General features: G+C 63.2%; 18 protein-coding genes and 1 tRNA gene. 13 read left to right on the top strand and 6 right to left on the bottom strand.

The genetic code is table 11. From position 1 onward, the window contains the following. Nucleotides 1-213 precede the first annotated feature (213 nt). A complete protein-coding gene (locus J3454_RS03215; RefSeq protein ID WP_349512309.1) occupies nucleotides 214-489 on the top strand; it encodes a hypothetical protein in 276 nt (91 codons plus the stop codon). Here the strand turns inward: J3454_RS03215 and aroB are convergent, their stop codons facing one another. After that, nucleotides 490-1,611, bottom strand: a complete 1,122-nt coding sequence (aroB, locus tag J3454_RS03210) for a 3-dehydroquinate synthase (RefSeq protein WP_349512308.1) — start codon at nucleotides 1,609-1,611, stop codon at nucleotides 490-492. Then, nucleotides 1,602-2,177 carry a shikimate kinase gene (locus J3454_RS03205; protein ID WP_349512307.1) on the bottom strand — a complete coding sequence of 192 codons (576 nt, stop codon included), beginning with the start codon at nucleotides 2,175-2,177 and terminating at the stop codon, nucleotides 1,602-1,604. Before J3454_RS03205 ends, aroB begins: the two co-directional genes overlap by 10 nt. Before the next feature lie 38 nt (nucleotides 2,178-2,215). Between J3454_RS03205 and J3454_RS03200 the strand changes: the two genes are divergently transcribed. From J3454_RS03200 to J3454_RS03180, 5 genes are all read left to right on the top strand, one after another. Further along, nucleotides 2,216-2,416 (top strand): hypothetical protein, encoded by a 201-nt coding sequence (locus tag J3454_RS03200; protein ID WP_349512306.1) that lies wholly within the window; start codon nucleotides 2,216-2,218, stop codon nucleotides 2,414-2,416. After that, on the top strand, nucleotides 2,413-4,323 hold the full coding sequence (locus tag J3454_RS03195; protein ID WP_349512305.1) for a hypothetical protein: 1,911 nt from the start codon (nucleotides 2,413-2,415) through the stop codon (nucleotides 4,321-4,323). The genes J3454_RS03200 and J3454_RS03195 overlap by 4 nt, the downstream gene beginning before the upstream one ends. An 11-nt stretch (nucleotides 4,324-4,334) precedes the next feature. After that, a complete protein-coding gene (locus J3454_RS03190; protein ID WP_349512304.1) occupies nucleotides 4,335-5,237 on the top strand; it encodes a tyrosine recombinase in 903 nt (300 codons plus the stop codon). Nucleotides 5,238-5,246: 9 nt separating this feature from the next. Further along, a complete protein-coding gene (locus J3454_RS03185) occupies nucleotides 5,247-6,191 on the top strand; it encodes an acetyl-CoA carboxylase carboxyltransferase subunit alpha (RefSeq protein ID WP_349512303.1) in 945 nt (314 codons plus the stop codon). Between the two features lie 78 nt (nucleotides 6,192-6,269). Further along, nucleotides 6,270-7,745 carry a M48 family metalloprotease gene (locus tag J3454_RS03180; protein WP_349512302.1) on the top strand — a complete coding sequence of 492 codons (1,476 nt, stop codon included), beginning with the start codon at nucleotides 6,270-6,272 and terminating at the stop codon, nucleotides 7,743-7,745. Between the two features lie 99 nt (nucleotides 7,746-7,844). Here the strand turns inward: J3454_RS03180 and J3454_RS03175 are convergent, their stop codons facing one another. After that, nucleotides 7,845-8,033 (bottom strand): Flp family type IVb pilin, encoded by a 189-nt coding sequence (locus tag J3454_RS03175; RefSeq protein WP_349512301.1) that lies wholly within the window; start codon nucleotides 8,031-8,033, stop codon nucleotides 7,845-7,847. 117 nt (nucleotides 8,034-8,150) lie between these two features. Then, nucleotides 8,151-8,333: a Flp family type IVb pilin gene (locus J3454_RS03170; protein ID WP_349512300.1), complete on the bottom strand. Its 183-nt coding sequence runs from the start codon at nucleotides 8,331-8,333 to the stop codon at nucleotides 8,151-8,153. A gap of 78 nt (nucleotides 8,334-8,411) precedes the next feature. Here J3454_RS03170 and J3454_RS03165 point away from each other — a divergent pair, with 78 nt between their 5' ends. Together J3454_RS03165 and J3454_RS03160 are read left to right on the top strand one after the other, a co-directional pair. Further along, the gene (locus J3454_RS03165; protein ID WP_349512299.1) at nucleotides 8,412-8,843 is read left to right on the top strand and encodes a (deoxy)nucleoside triphosphate pyrophosphohydrolase; all 432 of its coding nucleotides are present in this window, start codon (nucleotides 8,412-8,414) and stop codon (nucleotides 8,841-8,843) included. 60 nt (nucleotides 8,844-8,903) lie between these two features. Further along, a tRNA-Arg gene (locus tag J3454_RS03160) sits at nucleotides 8,904-8,980 on the top strand. Nucleotides 8,981-9,083: 103 nt separating this feature from the next. On the opposite strand, the gene J3454_RS03155 is transcribed toward J3454_RS03160, so the two are convergent. Next, entirely contained in the window at nucleotides 9,084-9,473 is a 390-nt protein-coding gene (locus tag J3454_RS03155; protein WP_349512298.1) for a metallopeptidase family protein, read from the bottom strand. 218 nt (nucleotides 9,474-9,691) lie between these two features. Between J3454_RS03155 and folE the strand changes: the two genes are divergently transcribed. From folE to J3454_RS03135, 4 genes are all read left to right on the top strand, one after another. After that, a complete protein-coding gene (gene folE / locus J3454_RS03150; protein WP_349512297.1) occupies nucleotides 9,692-10,312 on the top strand; it encodes a GTP cyclohydrolase I FolE in 621 nt (206 codons plus the stop codon). Nucleotides 10,313-10,472: 160 nt separating this feature from the next. Then, complete coding sequence (locus J3454_RS03145; protein WP_349512296.1) at nucleotides 10,473-10,922, top strand: hypothetical protein; 450 nt, start codon at nucleotides 10,473-10,475, stop codon at nucleotides 10,920-10,922. Between the two features lie 183 nt (nucleotides 10,923-11,105). After that, nucleotides 11,106-11,606 (top strand): c-type cytochrome, encoded by a 501-nt coding sequence (locus J3454_RS03140; RefSeq protein WP_349512295.1) that lies wholly within the window; start codon nucleotides 11,106-11,108, stop codon nucleotides 11,604-11,606. Nucleotides 11,607-11,612: 6 nt separating this feature from the next. Further along, a complete protein-coding gene (locus tag J3454_RS03135) occupies nucleotides 11,613-12,302 on the top strand; it encodes a cytochrome b/b6 domain-containing protein (RefSeq protein WP_349512294.1) in 690 nt (229 codons plus the stop codon). A 76-nt stretch (nucleotides 12,303-12,378) separates the two neighbouring features. On the opposite strand, the gene J3454_RS03130 is transcribed toward J3454_RS03135, so the two are convergent. Beyond that, nucleotides 12,379-12,858 (bottom strand): peroxiredoxin, encoded by a 480-nt coding sequence (locus tag J3454_RS03130; RefSeq protein ID WP_349512293.1) that lies wholly within the window; start codon nucleotides 12,856-12,858, stop codon nucleotides 12,379-12,381. Between the two features lie 181 nt (nucleotides 12,859-13,039). On the opposite strand from J3454_RS03130, the gene ahcY reads away from it, so the two are divergent. Beyond that, nucleotides 13,040-14,464: an adenosylhomocysteinase gene (gene ahcY / locus J3454_RS03125; protein ID WP_349512292.1), complete on the top strand. Its 1,425-nt coding sequence runs from the start codon at nucleotides 13,040-13,042 to the stop codon at nucleotides 14,462-14,464. Nucleotides 14,465-14,484: the final 20 nt, after the last annotated feature.

Genomic DNA, 14,484 nt, shown 5'->3' with positions numbered 1-14,484 from the left:
GCACGGTCCAATGAGGCGGGGTTTGCAAAGGCAGCTGCAGCAGCAAATTACCTTGTAACGTAATTTTCTTACAAACTTCTCGGAAGAATTCGTCCGATCTTATACGAAGTCAGCACCCGATTTCGGCGCTTGGGATAAGTTGGACCGACGCTGACACAAGCCGAGTCGCGAACGAACGCGCTCGGATGAATCTTGGCGAAAGGGTCTGTTTCGATGGCAATTTGCAAAACCGGATATTTTGATCGCAAGGGTAATTTCTTCAAGAACGCCCGCGATGCGACGGTCAGCGATTTGGCCAGCCTGCTAGGACAAGTGGGCGAGGGGGAGAGTCTCGCACCCGGCATCGCTTCCAAGATTCTCGAGCGCCGAGCGGAAATCGAACAATTATTTGCTGAACACGATGCCATGATGGAAGCCGAGCTACTGCTGGCTAATGCCAATCAATTGACTGATAATGTTGCGAAACTGCAAGGCCGTCCGGCAGGTTGATCAGCTACGCCCCAACGCGTCGTCGAGGAACACGGCAAGGTCGCGAAGATCGACATCGCGCGCCATATACGCTTCACCCAGATTACGCAGCAGCAGAAAGGGCAGGGTTTTGCCTTCCTTTTTCTTGTCGTGTCGCATGTGCTCCACCAGCCGCGCGCCGTCGCAGGTGAGGCCGAGCGCTGGAAGATCAGCGGGGAGCCCCGCCGCCGCGATCGCGCGCGCCGCACGTTCGGCATCATCGGCGGAAATCTCTCGCCGCCGTGCGGAATAGCGTGCCGCCAGCGCCATACCCATCGCTACCGCCTCGCCGTGCAGCAGCCGGTCGGAAAAGCCGGTCTCCGCCTCCAGCGCATGGCCGAAGGTATGCCCCAGATTGAGGAGCGCCCGGCAATCCTGCGTCTCGCGCTCATCCTCGGCGACGATCCGGGCTTTCATCGCGATGCTGGTGGCGATGGCGTGTTCGAGCGCCTGCGGTTCGCGCGCCAGCACTGCTGCGCTGTTTGCCTCCAGCCAGCCAAAGAACGCTGCGTTGCCGAGTAATCCGTATTTGAGCACTTCGGCATAGCCTGCGCGCATTTCGCGGTCGGGCAGCGTGCCAAGAACTCTCGGATCGATCAGCACCAGCGACGGCTGATGGAACGCGCCGATCAAGTTCTTGCCGGCCGCCGTATTGATCGCGGTCTTGCCGCCCACCGACGAATCGACCTGCGCCAGCAGTGTCGTAGGCACCTGCACGAAGCCGCAGCCGCGCTTCAGTATCGCGCAAGCGAAGCCGACCAGATCGCCCACCACCCCGCCTCCCAGTGCGAAGACATGATCCGAACGGGTGACGCCCAGCGCCAGCAGCCAGTCGGTCAGCCGTGCCAGCGACGACCAGCTTTTCGCATCCTCGCCCGGTTCGACCACGAACCATTCTGCGGCAAACCCGTGCTCGGTGAGGTTGGCGTCTACGCCCGCGTGATACAGCCTGTGGGTGTTGGTGTCGGCAACGAACGGCACCTTCCGCCCGCCCGCATAGTTCTGGAGCCATGGCGCAGCCGCTGCCGCCAGCCGCCCCAGCAGATTTTCTTCGATAACCACATCATACCCGCGCCCGGCAAGCGCGACGGGAATTACAGCCATTGATCGATCGCCTTGATGATGGCGCGGACGGTATCGGCGTGTGGGCCGTTCTCGCTAACCACGCGGATGGGAGCTTCGGCATAGAATGGCGCGCGTTCGGCGGCCAGACGGGTGAGAATTTCGTGCGGATCGCCGCCCTGCAGCAGCGGGCGGGTGTTGCGTCGTGCGGTGCGTTCTACAAGCGTATCGACATCGCAATCGATCCACACCGCAATGCCCGTGTCGAGGATCAACGCCCTTGTCGATGGATCGACGAATGCCCCACCACCGGTCGCGATGACGCCGTGACCTTCCTCGATCAGGCGCGCGATCACGCGGCGCTCGCCATCGCGGAAGTAAGCCTCCCCGAACTGGGCGAAGATTTCCGGAATGCTGAGCTGCGCGGCTTCGGAAATGGCATCATCGGCATCGACGAAATCGCGCGCCAGTATCCGGGCAAGCTTGCGCCCGACGGTCGATTTGCCGACGCCCATCAACCCTACCAGCACCACCGGACGGGTGATCCGCGCGGCGATCGCAGCGATTGCAGCGGGATCGTGATCGGTTGATGCAGGCTCGGCGGACATTGCCGCACGGCCTATAGATGGGCTAGGGCGCGTGCAATATGGCAAAGCTTTCCAGTCCGCCTACTTCCCGGCAGATTCTCGCGCGTGAACCGTCGCTGCGCCCGCGCTTGCGGTTGCAGCGCGTGGTGTTGGTGCTGGTATTGTTCGCCGCTGCGGCGGGGTTGGCCTATTTCGATGGCGGGGAAAAGCCGCTCCGCCCGATTGCCGAACCTGTCGAACTGCCCGGAGCGCCGCAATGATCCGCATGCTATCGCACCGTGCCGTGGCGGCCAGCGTCCTGGCACTTGGCCTTGCAGGCGCGGTCGGCGGGGCTGGCGTAGCGGGTGTTGCGACGGCGCAGGGCCAGCCCGAATCGATCCTACCGCCGGGGTTCGACGATCCGGAGCCGACGCCCACCGCCACGCCCACTTCCGGGCCGCCGCCAATTGCTCGACCGGCGCCGGATGAGGCCGGAACCGGCACGGCCCAGCCGTCGCCCACTCCCGCAACGCCGGCCGATTTGCCGGCATTGCCTTCGATCACGCGTGACGATCTGGAACGTCTGCCGAGCCTGGAAGAACTGGAAAGCATGTCGACCGAGGAGCTTGACCAACTGCTCGGGCTGAAACCCAAGTTCGATATTCCTCCGGGCGCGCGCCGGGCGATGACCCGCATCGGGGTGCTGGCGGCCAATGAAGGCGGATTGCCGCCGCTTGCGCTCGCCAATCAGCCTGCCGCGCTGGTGCGCGCGGCGCTGGCGGGAAATACGGGGCCGATGGTGTCGCGCTGGGGCCATATCCTGCTTCGCCGCGCGCTCGCCAGCCGGATGGCTGCGCCTGCGGGGATGGAGCCGGTCGAATTCGCCGCGCTGCGCGTTGGCCTGCTCAACCGGCTGGGCGAATATGCAGTGGCGCGCGCGGTGGTGCAGGATATCGATGCCGCAAACTGGTCGGGGGAACTGACCGCCGAGGCGCTGAGCGCCTATATCGGCGTCGGTGACATCACCGGGGCGTGTCCGGCGGTGCGCCTGCAGGGTTCAGCGCGCGAAGATGGCGAATGGCAGATGCTGCAGGCGATCTGCAACGCCTATGCCGGGGAAAGCGCGCTCGCCGCATCGCAGCTTGACCGGGCGCTGTTCCGCGGCACCGCTCCGCGCATCGACGTGCTGCTGGCGCGCCGCTTCGCCGGGGCGGCAGGGCGCGGCCAGCGTGCGGTTGAGATCGAGTGGGACGGGGTGGAGGAACTTAACCCCTGGCGCTTCGGTCTAGCGACTGCACTGGGTGAGCCGGTGCCGGATCCGTTGCTGCAATCCGCAATGTCCGTGCGCGGCGGGGCATATTACGCGCGCAGCGGCGCGCTGCTGCCCATGCTGCCAATCGTCCAGCGCGTGCCCTTCGCCGGGCGGGCCGCACGGGAGGGCATCCTCTCCTCGCAGGCGCTGATCGATTTCTACAGCGCGTTGTATGCCGATCCCGCTGCGGAGGGCGAGGCTGCGGCCCATGCAGCCACTCTGCGCGATGCCTATCTGGCCGATGATCCTGCCGCTCGGATCGCCGCGATGAAAAGCCTGTGGGATGCGGGTCAGGAGATTGGCGGCGGCGATGGTTACGCCGCGCAGGTGCTGACCGCCTATGCCGCGGCGCGTATCCCGGCCAGTGCTGTGCACGCCGATGCAGCAGGCGCACTGATCGCCGCGATGCTGACGGCCGGGCTCGATCGCGATGCGATGGCTTGGCGCGGTGTGGTGGAAGACGGCTCGCTCGGCTGGGCGCTGATTGCGCTTTCCGCGCCCGGCACCGGCGAGGTATCGACAGGGGCAGTCGACGCTTTCATCGCCGACGATGACAGCACCGGGGCGCGCAAATCGGCGTTTCTGGTGGCGGGGCTGGCCGGATTGGGCAAGCTTTCGTCGGGCGATGCGGGCACGCTGGCAGAACGTATCGGAATCGACATCGGCCGTGAGACCCGCTGGTCTCGCGCCATTGCACGTGCGGCCGAAGTGAACAATCCGGCGCTGGTGGCGCTGTTGGCGGGGCTGGGGATGCAGGGGACAAGCTGGGAAGCGATGACCCCGCTGCACCTGTATCACATCACGTCTGCCCTGCGCCGCGTCGGGCTGGATGCCGAGGCAAGGATGATCGCCGCCGAGGCGGTCGCGCGCGGTTGAGGCGCGGCGCGGTGTCGGCAGCGACCGAGGCCTTTCTCGCCATGCTCGCCGCCGAGCGCGGTGCCGCGATCAACACGCTGGCTGCCTACCGCCGCGATCTGGCGGGGGCGGAAGAGGCGATCGGCGATCTGGCGATTGCGCCGCGCGATGCCGTCGCCGGTCTCTCTCGGGAATGGGCTACGCTTGCCCCGGCCACCGTCGCACGCAAGGCTTCGGCGCTGCGGCAATTCTTCGGCTTCGCCATCGGCGAAGGGTGGCGGCGCGACGATCCTTCGGGCGTGTTGCCTTCCCCGCGCACCCGGCGTCCCTTGCCCAAGGTGCTGTCCCACGATGCCATCGCCACCCTGTTCGCCCGCGCCGAGCTGGAAGCGGCAAGCGATGAGCCCAGGGCGGTGCGGCAACTGGCGCTGATCGAACTGCTGTATGGTTCGGGCTTGCGGGCGAGCGAACTGGTGGCGCTACCGCTGCATGCGGTGCCGCGCGATGCGCCGTTCCTGACCGTCACCGGCAAGGGCGGCCAGACTCGCCTGGTGCCGGTGGGTGACCGCGCGCTGGAGGCGCTGGCGCGCTGGGTGGCGGTGCGACCGAGCCTGCCCGCCTCGCGATACCTGTTTCGGTCGCGCGGCGGCACGCACCTGACCCGTATTCGCCTGTTCCAGATCATCAAGGCATTGGCTGCGCGCGCTGACCTCGATCCTTCCGCAATTAGTCCCCACGTGTTGCGCCATGCCTTTGCGACACACCTGCTGGAAGGCGGCGCGGACCTGCGCGTGCTGCAGACCCTGCTTGGCCATGCCGACATCGCAACCACGCAAATCTACACCCATGTCGAGCCTGCAAGACTGGTGGCGCTGGTCAATTCGCGCCACCCGCTTGCCCAGCCTTCACTTGCAACCCGGGCAACATCGGACTAGCGCCGCGCGATGATATCCTATCTCGATTTCGAGAAGCCGGTTGCCCAGCTCGAAGAACGCATCGCTCAATTGCGCAACGTGAATGCGCTGCACGATGTCGATGTCGCCCAAGAGATCGCCCGGCTTGAAGCCAAGAGCACCGAACTGCTCGCCAGCACCTATGCCTCGCTTACCCCGTGGCAGAAGACGCAGGTCGCGCGCCATCCGCAGCGGCCGCATTTCCGCGACTACGTTGCGCATGCGTTTACCGATTTTATGCCGCTGGGCGGAGACCGGCTATATGGCGACGACCTTGCTATCATGGGCGGTTTTGCGCGTCTGAACGGTCGCAGGGTGATGCTGATCGGGCACGAAAAGGGCAATGATACTCAGAGCCGGATCAAGCACAATTTCGGGATGGGCAAGCCCGAAGGTTATCGCAAGGCGATCCGGCTGATGGAACTGGCGGGCCGGTTCGGACTGCCAGTGGTCACGCTGGTGGATACCTCGGGCGCGTTTCCGGGGATCGAAGCGGAGGAGCGCGGGCAGGCCGAAGCCATCGCCCGTTCGACCGAGGCCTGCCTCGCGCTGCCGGTGCCGATGATTGCGGCGATCGTGGGCGAGGGCGGATCGGGCGGCGCGGTGGCGCTGGCTTCGGCCAACCGGGTGCTGATGATGGAGCACGCGGTCTATTCGGTGATCTCGCCCGAAGGCTGCGCCTCGATCCTGTGGCGCACGTCCGAAAAGGCAGCGGATGCAGCCCAGGCGATGAAGGTCACCGCCCAGCATCTCAAACGCGACAACGTGATTGACCGGATCGTCAAGGAGCCGCTCGGCGGGGCGCAGCGCGATGCGGCGGCGGCGGCACGGATGCTCGGAGACGCGCTGACCGAGGAGCTTGACGGGCTTTCGGCCAAGACTGGTGAACAACTGATCGCCGTGCGTGAGGAACGCTTCCTCGCCATTGGGGGTTAAGGTTCAGGCGTCCACGGCTATGCCCGTATGTGGTTTACCGATATTTTCGGGAAAGATAACATAGCGGGAGAACAGGCGATGACGCGATTTACACGCAGGATGCTGGCAATCGGTGCCGCGCCGTTGGCACTGGCCGGGTGCGTGGGCATGGGCGGGCCGATCCCTTCTGCTTCAACCCCCATCACTCAGCAAGAGGCGCAGCAGGGGGCGGAATATCACCCGCAATTCCTGGCGGAATTCGGCGGCGCGATGAGCGGGCCGTACGCCGCGTATGTGGAACAGGTGGGCAAGAACATCGCGGTGCAGTCGGGGCTCGGCAATGCGCGCGAGAGCTTTACCGTCAGCCTGCTGAATTCGCCCATTCACAATGCTTTCGCGGTGCCGGGCGGCTATGTCTATACCACGCGCCAGTTGGTGACGCTGATGAATAACGAGGCCGAGTTGGCGGCTGTTCTGGGGCATGAGGTCGGCCACGTCGCCGCCCGCCATTCCCAGCGCCGGGCGCAGACCGCGCAGCGCAACTCAATCCTCGGTGTGCTGGGCGCGATCGGGAGTTCGGTGCTGCTGGGCGATAGCGGCATTGCAGACACGCTTTCGCGGACCTTTCTGCAGGGTTCGCAACTGCTGACCCTGAGCTATTCACGCCAGCAGGAGCTTGAAGCCGATACGCTCGGCATCTCTTATCTCAATCGCGCGGGCTATGATCCGCGGGCGATGGGTACGGTTCTCGCCAGCCTTGCGGCGCAGAACGCGCTCGACGCCAGATTGCAGGGCCGCAATGCGACCGCCCCGGAATGGGCCTCGACCCATCCCGATCCAGCCAGCCGCGTTCAGGCAGCGCTTGCCAAGGCCACGCCTCCAACTGGGGCCACCGTCACCAACCGCGATACCTTCCTCGCGAGGGTCGACGGGCTGCTCTACGGCGATGATCCGGCGCAAGGTGTCATCGAAGGCAGCCAGTTCATTCATCCCGAACTGCGCCTGTCCTTTACCGCGCCGCAGGGCTTCTTCATGGTCAACGGTACGCGTGAAGTCAGTATCAACGGGCAGGGGGGGCAGGCCAAGATGACGCTGGCGCCCTATAATGGTGACCTCGACACCTATGTGCGCCAGCAGTTTGCGGCATTGGGCGGAGAGAATGCCACTTTGGCACCGGCGCGGATGCAGCGCACCACTGTCAACGGGCTGCCCGCCCTTGTCGGCGAGGCGCGGGTCAACAGCGGCGGAAATCAGGTGGATGTCGTGGTGTTCGCCTATGAATTCGCGCGCGACCGCGCTTATCACTTCCTCGCGATTGCGCCTGCAGGCCGTGCGGGCACGTTCAACCCGATGTTTCAGTCGATGCGGCGGATCACCTCGGCCGAAGCTGGCAACGTGGTACCAAAAAAACTGCAAGTTGTGACGGTGCAGCGCGGGGACACGGTGGCGAGTCTGGCGCGGCGCATGGCCTATCCGGCTGCACAGGAAGAACGCTTCCGGGTGCTAAATGCGCTCGGCAGCCGCGATCAGCTGGTGCCGGGTCAGAAGGTCAAGCTGGTGGTGCGTGGGCGGTAACCTTGGCAGCGCATTGGCGCATCCCCGATAACATGGCGCCCAAACGAAAAGCGGCGGGGGTTTCCCCCCGCCGCTTCCGTCGGTTATGGTAACCGAAGATTAGGCTGAAGCGCCGCCGGTAACGCCCGGCTGCATCTTGGTCGACACGTTCTGGAAGGTGCTCTCCAGAGTGCCGCCCAGCGCGGTCATGCCGGTGATGGCAGCAACGGCGATCAGAGCAGCGATCAGGCCGTATTCGATGGCGGTGGCGCCCTGCTCGTCACGAATGAGGTTCTTGAAGAAGGTCATGTGTAGTCTCCTGGTTTGGTCTTCGGTACCCTACCGTTCCGCTTGGCCCGGCCCGGTGTTTCATTTGTTAAGTGGCAACTATTGAGAAATTCCTAACTCGAATTCTGTTTCGGAATGTTACGCCCCCATTGCTGCCACCGAAGCCGTCTCGACCCTCTGCCAAGTTCCGATGGTCACATCTGCAACTGCTTGCAGCGAGACAATCATCGCGACAACGATGAGGGCTACAATCAAGCCGTATTCGACGGCGGTGGCGCCAGATGTATCGGCCTTCATGGTCCTGAAAAAGGTCGTCAACATTTGAAACCCACCTGTCTACTGCGGTTCGACCTGCTCAGAATCGCCCTCGCGGGTTAAGAAAAGGTTGATGATCGGCTTATGGTTGGAAAAAAATCCGACGCTCGGGGACAATGGATTGCCGTTGTGGCAGGCGCATTGCAGCGCGGCGACGGGTTCTGGATGATGCACCGACGCCCCCCGGGGAAGCACCATGGCGGCCTCTGGGAGTTTCCCGGCGGCAAGGTAGAACCATCTGAAATGCCCGAAGAAGCGCTTGTACGTGAACTGCACGAGGAGCTTGGTATCGAATGCCGCCCCGGAACCATGAGCCCCTCCGGATTCGCCGAAATTTGTGGGGCGGGCGAAGAGCACGCGATTGTCATACTGCTTTACACTATTGCCGGGTGGAAGGGCGATCCGGTGGCGCTTGAAGGGGGCGAGGTCGGCTGGTTCACCCCCGCCGAGGTGATCGGGCTGCCCAAGCCGCCGCTCGACGAGGCATTGGCGGCGCGGCTGTTCCAAAATCTTTGAAACCCGCTCAAGGCCACTTGCCAAGCCCCACCGACCCTCTTATGTGCCCCCCTCCAGTGTGCACCCGTAGCTCAGCTGGATAGAGCACCAGACTACGAATCTGGGGGCCGGGCGTTCGAATCGCTCCGGGTGCACCAATAACGCCCGCTCCTCGAAAGAGGGGCGGGCGTTATTGGTTTTGTGGTTCTTTTCCGGCACCTCGCTTCGAATGCGTCCGGAACCTGCGCCGCGACAGCAGCCTCAGTCCTGCACGCTTTCCTCGAGCGCATGCATATCGTCGTCGGACAGCCCGAAATGGTGCCCGGCCTCGTGGATCACCACGTGGCGCACGAGATCGGCGAAGCCCACGCCGGTTTCCTGTATTTCGGCCAGTAGTGGTTGGCGGAAAAGGCTGATGACGGGCGGCATGCGCTCATGATCCCATTGCGACTGTTCGGGCAGCGCAATGCCTTCATAAAGCCCGGTCAGTTCCCAACGATTCTCCAATCCGACTGCGGCAAGTTGCTCGGGACTGGCGAATTCATCGATTCTGAGCACGACGTCGGCCAGGTGTTCGCGAAATGCGGTTGGCAACCGGTTCAGCACCTTTCGTGCGGCGGTTTCGAAGTCGAATGCGCTGGGGCTCGGCACGCCAAAGTCCTTTTTTTGGCCGTTTCGGGGCGTGAATTACGGCGAATGCAACCTATATTGCGGATATGGGGCGCAGGTTCCATCGCACAACCGGTCAGGCCAAAAGCCGAATGTTGCGGAACGTCAGGCGGCCTTGTCGGTTTACCTCTCGCGAGATCGACACTGGAGTGGGCAGGGGCCGTTCCTGCGCCGCCGATTTGCGAAGAAAGAACATTACGATGAATTATGTCTGTGCCCATGATGACGAGTTCGACCCGGACAATCCGTTGGGCAAGCCCGATGTCCCTGCGCATGTGCAGGATGCGATCCGCACGCTGATCGAATGGGCCGGCGATGATCCGTCGCGCGAAGGGCTGCTCGACACGCCCAAGCGTGTGGGCCGGGCGTGGCTCGAATACTGCGAAGGTTACAAGGAAGACCCGGCCATCCATCTCAGCCGTCAGTTTTCCGAAGTCGGCGGCTATGACGAAATTGTGCTGCTCAAGGACATCCCGTTCCAGTCGCATTGCGAACACCACATGGCGCCGATCACAGGCAAGGCGGCCATCGCCTATCTGCCCAACAAGAAGGTTGTGGGGATTTCCAAGCTCGCGCGCGTGCTGCACGGGTTCGCGCACCGGTTGCAGATTCAGGAGCGTCTGACCGCAGAGGTCGCGCAGTGCATCTGGGACAATCTCGAACCCCACGGCGTTGCTGTGGTGATCGAGGCGCAGCACGGCTGCATGACCGGGCGCGGGGTCAAGACCCATGGGGTCGAGATGGTGACCAGCCGCATCCTCGGGTGCTTCCTCGATGACCATCGCAGCCGCAAGGAAGTCATGAGCCTGATGGGCTATTGATCGGCGTATCTGCCAATAACGTCATGTATGCATTGTAGAAGCTCCTCGCGCGCGCCATCGGTTTGCGGTCGTATGCGCTTGGAATTCGGGGCTCGCCCTGCTACGATCGTGCTGGTCAACGGCTGGATAAAAAAGCCGGAATAATGCAGGAGACATGATGATGAAAAAACTCGCTTTTGCGGGCCTTTTTGCCGCAGCGTGCCTCGCTTCGCCAGCGGCTGCGCTGGAACATGAGGTCGTGATCGATCATCCCGCGGGCACGATCGCCGCCGATTATGAAGGCGCGGTGAAGGTCGAAACCCGTCAGATCGGTACTGCAGGTGTTGCTGGGCGACCCAGCACGCTGCGCTGCCAATGGAGCGCCGCTCTCAAGGTGGAGCGCACCGCCAAGGTGGGCGATGTGCTGCAGACGCGCCGCTCGATGATCCGCGATGACGTTACCAACGGTTCGACACCGGGCTGGTGCAATCACAAGGCCGAAGCGATCGATGCGCTGGTCGATGCGCGCCGCGACACCTTCCGCACCGCGATGCTGGAACTGGTAGAGCAGGATCGTTCCGCGATCCTTGCCGAAGCCGAAAACGTCGTGGCGAATGGCCGCGACGGCTGATTGCGTTTCGTGGTTGCAGTAATCGGGGCGTCCCCAATCGGGGCGCCCCTTTTTCGTGTTTTTGCGTACCGCCGGCCCGAACCACTTGAGCGCAGAGCGAATCTTGTGTTTGCGATGCCGCTTAAAGCAGCATAGCTTGCACGAGGGATCTGCCGTTCGGCTTAACCAAGGAGCTTTTCGACGATGGTTCGCACTCTTGCCACTCGCCTCGCTGTTGTCGCTACACTTGCCGGTGCGCTTGCCGCCTGCGCCAGCGAAACCCCCGCTGACGAAGCGCCCGCCGATGCGATCGCCGAACCGGCGGTACTGAAGGAGCGACAGGATAACTTCGAATCGATCGGCGATGCCTTTAAGGCGGTGCGGGGCGAGTTGGAGAAGGACACGCCCGACTTCGGCCTGATCGCCGCCAGCGCGAATGATATCAACGCACGCGCGGGCAATATCGAACGCCACTTTGTCGAGCGCACCAGCATCGATGACGGTTTTGATACCGAGGCGCTGGCCACGGTCTGGGAAAAGCCGGTCGAGTTCAAGGCGGCGGCGCAGAAATTGCTCGATGAGAGCGCTGACCTCGCCGCCGTCGCAGCTTCGGGCGACAAGGCCGCTGTCGGCGCGCAGGCGATGGCGATGGGCGGCGCGTGCAAGGATTGCCACGACCAGTTCCGGCTCGACGACGAAAAGTAGGCGCGCATGGGCGCTTCGCACGGACCGACCAGCGCGCCCGACGTCCGGGTGTGGGACCCGCTGCTGCGGCTGACGCACTGGAGCTTTGCGCTGCTTGTGCCGGCAATGTGGTGGACGGCAGAGAATTCGGCTTGGGCGTGGCACCGGCGGCTGGGTTTGGTGCTGCTTGGCATCCTCGTGTTCCGCGTGCTTTGGGGCTTTTTCGGGACGGAAACCGCGCGCTTTGCCAGCTTCGTCAAAGGGCCGGGCGCGGTGATCGCCTATTTGCGCGGCCAAACGACAGACGCGGCGACGCGGATCGGGCACAGTCCGTTGGCCGGATGGAGCACGCTGGCGCTGATCGGGGCGATGCTGTTGCAGGTGAGCATGGGACTGTTCGCGGGCGATCCCTATAACGGGATGACCGGGCCGCTCAATCCGCTTGTGGGGGTCATGACTGCCGATACGCTAACCGACTGGCACGAGACGTTCTTCTGGGTTGTGGCAGGCCTGATCGCGTTGCATCTTGCAGCGATCGTTTTCTACGCCACAGTGAAGCGCAACGACCTTGTCAGCCCGATGCTGAGCGGTGATCGCCCGCCGATGGCCGGGGTCACCGGGATAGGGCCGGTACCGCAGGTGCGGGGGCTACTGGCTATCGCTCTGGCTGCAGGATTCGCCCTGTGGGTCGCCGCTGGCGCTCCGCCGCTCGGCTGAACCTGTATTTCGGCAACAAAAAAAGGGGCGCGCCCGACCGCGGGAGCGCCCCTTCCATTATCCAGAGTCTCGCGTCTCAGAGTTGGCTGAGCATGTGTTCCGCGCTCGACACCTTGAAGTCGCCCGGTTCTTCGACGTTGAGCTGTTCGACCACGCCATCATTGATGACCATCGAGAAACGCTGACCGCGCGTGCCCATGCCGAAGCCCGACCCGTCCATGGTCAGCCCGATCGCCTCGACGAAATCGGCATTGCCGTCGGCCAGCATCGTGATGTCGTCGCTCCCTGAAGCCTTGTTCCAGGCGCCCATCACGAACGCGTCGTTCACGGCGGTACCGACAATTTCATCAACGCCCTTGGACTTGAGATCGCCTGCCTTTTCGACAAAGCCCGGCAGGTGCTTGGCCGAGCAGGTCGGGGTGAAGGCACCCGGCACCGAGAACAGTGCGACCTTCTTGCCGGCGAAATATTCGGAGGATTTCACAGCCTGCGGCCCTTCGGCGGTAGCCTTGACCAGCGTGACTTCGGGGAGCTTGTCGCCAACGGAAATCGTCATGTGCTTTGGTGTCCTTCCAGCGGAGGTATGTCCTGTGGCCGTCTATAGCCATCGCAGCGGCATGGGCAACAATTAGACATATAAAGATAAGTTTATATTTGCCTCAGGGCGGCCGTGCGGCTAGGGGCGGAGCCAGAGCATTTCCGCCCATAACGCGCGCTGTCGCGCAGGAGAAACTAGTATGGCTACCCTCGCTGCCGCCCCGACCCATGAATATGTCATCAAGGATATCGCGCTCGCCCGCTTCGGCCGCGACGAGATTCAGATCGCCGAAACCGAGATGCCCGGCTTGATGGCACTGCGCGAAGAATACGGCGCACCCCAGCCGCTGAAGGGCGCGCGCATCACTGGCAGCTTGCACATGACCATCCAGACCGCTGTGCTGATCGAGACGCTGGTGGCGCTCGGTGCCGAAGTGCGCTGGGCGACCTGCAATATCTTTTCGACGCAGGATCACGCTGCGGCCGCTATCGCCGAACGCGGTATTCCGGTGTTCGCTATCAAGGGCGAGACACTGGGTGATTACTGGGACTATGTCGGCCGCATCTTCGACTGGTCGACTGAGGACAATCCCGATCTCACCACCAACCTGATTCTGGATGATGGCGGCGACGCCACCATGTTCGCGCTGTGGGGCGCCCGGATCGAAGCGGGCGAAGAAATGCCCGCGCCCGCCAATGCCGAGGAAATCGAACTTCAGCGGGCCCTGAAGGCGTTCGTCGCGGCGAAGCCGGGCTATCTCACCAAGACGGTGAAGGCGATCAAGGGCGTGTCGGAAGAAACCACCACCGGCGTGATGCGGCTGTATCAGATCGCCAAGCAGGGCAAGCTGCCTTTCCCGGCGATCAACGTGAATGACAGCGTCACCAAGTCGAAGTTCGATAATCTCTACGGCTGCAAGGAATCGCTGGTCGATGCGATCCGCCGTGCGACCGATGTGATGCTGGCCGGCAAGGTTGCTTGCGTTGCCGGCTACGGCGATGTCGGCAAGGGTTCGGCCGCCAGCTTGCGTGATGGCGGCGCCCGCGTGATGGTGACCGAGATCGATCCGATCTGCGCGCTGCAGGCGGCGATGGACGGGTTCGAAGTCGTCACCATGGAAGATGCCGTCAAGCGCGCCGACATCTTCGTCACCGCCACCGGCAACGAAGACGTGATCACTGCCGAGCACATGGAAGCGATGAAGCCGATGGCGATCGTCTGCAACATCGGCCACTTCGACAGCGAGATCCAGATTTCTGCGCTTTCCAACTATGATTGGAAGGAGATCAAGGAAGGCACCGATCTCGTCACCTTCCCCGATGGCAAGTCGATCCTGATTCTCGCCAAGGGCCGTCTGGTGAACCTCGGCTGTGCCACCGGCCACCCGAGTTTCGTGATGAGCGCCAGCTTCACCAACCAGACGCTTGCCCAGATCGAATTGTTCACCAAGGCGGACGAATACGACAACGACGTTTACGTTCTGCCCAAGCACCTCGATGAAAAGGTCGCCGCGCTGCATCTCGAGAAGCTCGGCGTCAGGCTGACCCAGCTCAGCAACAAGCAGGCCAGCTACATCGGCGTGCCCCAGGCCGGTCCGTTCAAGCCCGATCACTACCGTTACTGATCGTTTGCAGGCCCCGCTTT

Origin of the sequence: Erythrobacter sp. NFXS35 (assembly GCF_040148725.1) — a bacterium.
Lineage (GTDB): Bacteria > Pseudomonadota > Alphaproteobacteria > Sphingomonadales > Sphingomonadaceae > Erythrobacter.
Note: the sequence above shows the minus strand (reverse complement) of the source record. Positions and strands in the feature narration are given on the sequence as shown.

Excerpts from the sequence above, each read along its gene's own strand:
- J3454_RS03215 (WP_349512309.1), top strand. The coding sequence starts at position 214 with ATGGCAATTTGCAAAACCGGATATTTTGATCGCAAGGGTAATTTCTTC.
- J3454_RS03165 (WP_349512299.1), top strand. The coding sequence starts at position 8,412 with ATGGTTGGAAAAAAATCCGACGCTCGGGGACAATGGATTGCCGTTGTG.
- J3454_RS03130 (WP_349512293.1), bottom strand. The coding sequence starts at position 12,858 with ATGACGATTTCCGTTGGCGACAAGCTCCCCGAAGTCACGCTGGTCAAG.
- J3454_RS03140 (WP_349512295.1), top strand. The coding sequence starts at position 11,106 with ATGGTTCGCACTCTTGCCACTCGCCTCGCTGTTGTCGCTACACTTGCC.
- J3454_RS03200 (WP_349512306.1), top strand. The coding sequence starts at position 2,216 with ATGGCAAAGCTTTCCAGTCCGCCTACTTCCCGGCAGATTCTCGCGCGT.
- folE (WP_349512297.1), top strand. The coding sequence starts at position 9,692 with ATGAATTATGTCTGTGCCCATGATGACGAGTTCGACCCGGACAATCCG.
- J3454_RS03170 (WP_349512300.1), bottom strand. The coding sequence starts at position 8,333 with ATGTTGACGACCTTTTTCAGGACCATGAAGGCCGATACATCTGGCGCC.
- J3454_RS03185 (WP_349512303.1), top strand. The coding sequence starts at position 5,247 with ATGATATCCTATCTCGATTTCGAGAAGCCGGTTGCCCAGCTCGAAGAA.
- J3454_RS03135 (WP_349512294.1), top strand. The coding sequence starts at position 11,613 with ATGGGCGCTTCGCACGGACCGACCAGCGCGCCCGACGTCCGGGTGTGG.
- J3454_RS03180 (WP_349512302.1), top strand. The coding sequence starts at position 6,270 with ATGACGCGATTTACACGCAGGATGCTGGCAATCGGTGCCGCGCCGTTG.
- J3454_RS03205 (WP_349512307.1), bottom strand. The coding sequence starts at position 2,177 with ATGTCCGCCGAGCCTGCATCAACCGATCACGATCCCGCTGCAATCGCT.
- ahcY (WP_349512292.1), top strand. The coding sequence starts at position 13,040 with ATGGCTACCCTCGCTGCCGCCCCGACCCATGAATATGTCATCAAGGAT.
- J3454_RS03145 (WP_349512296.1), top strand. The coding sequence starts at position 10,473 with ATGAAAAAACTCGCTTTTGCGGGCCTTTTTGCCGCAGCGTGCCTCGCT.
- J3454_RS03175 (WP_349512301.1), bottom strand. The coding sequence starts at position 8,033 with ATGACCTTCTTCAAGAACCTCATTCGTGACGAGCAGGGCGCCACCGCC.
- aroB (WP_349512308.1), bottom strand. The coding sequence starts at position 1,611 with ATGGCTGTAATTCCCGTCGCGCTTGCCGGGCGCGGGTATGATGTGGTT.
- J3454_RS03195 (WP_349512305.1), top strand. The coding sequence starts at position 2,413 with ATGATCCGCATGCTATCGCACCGTGCCGTGGCGGCCAGCGTCCTGGCA.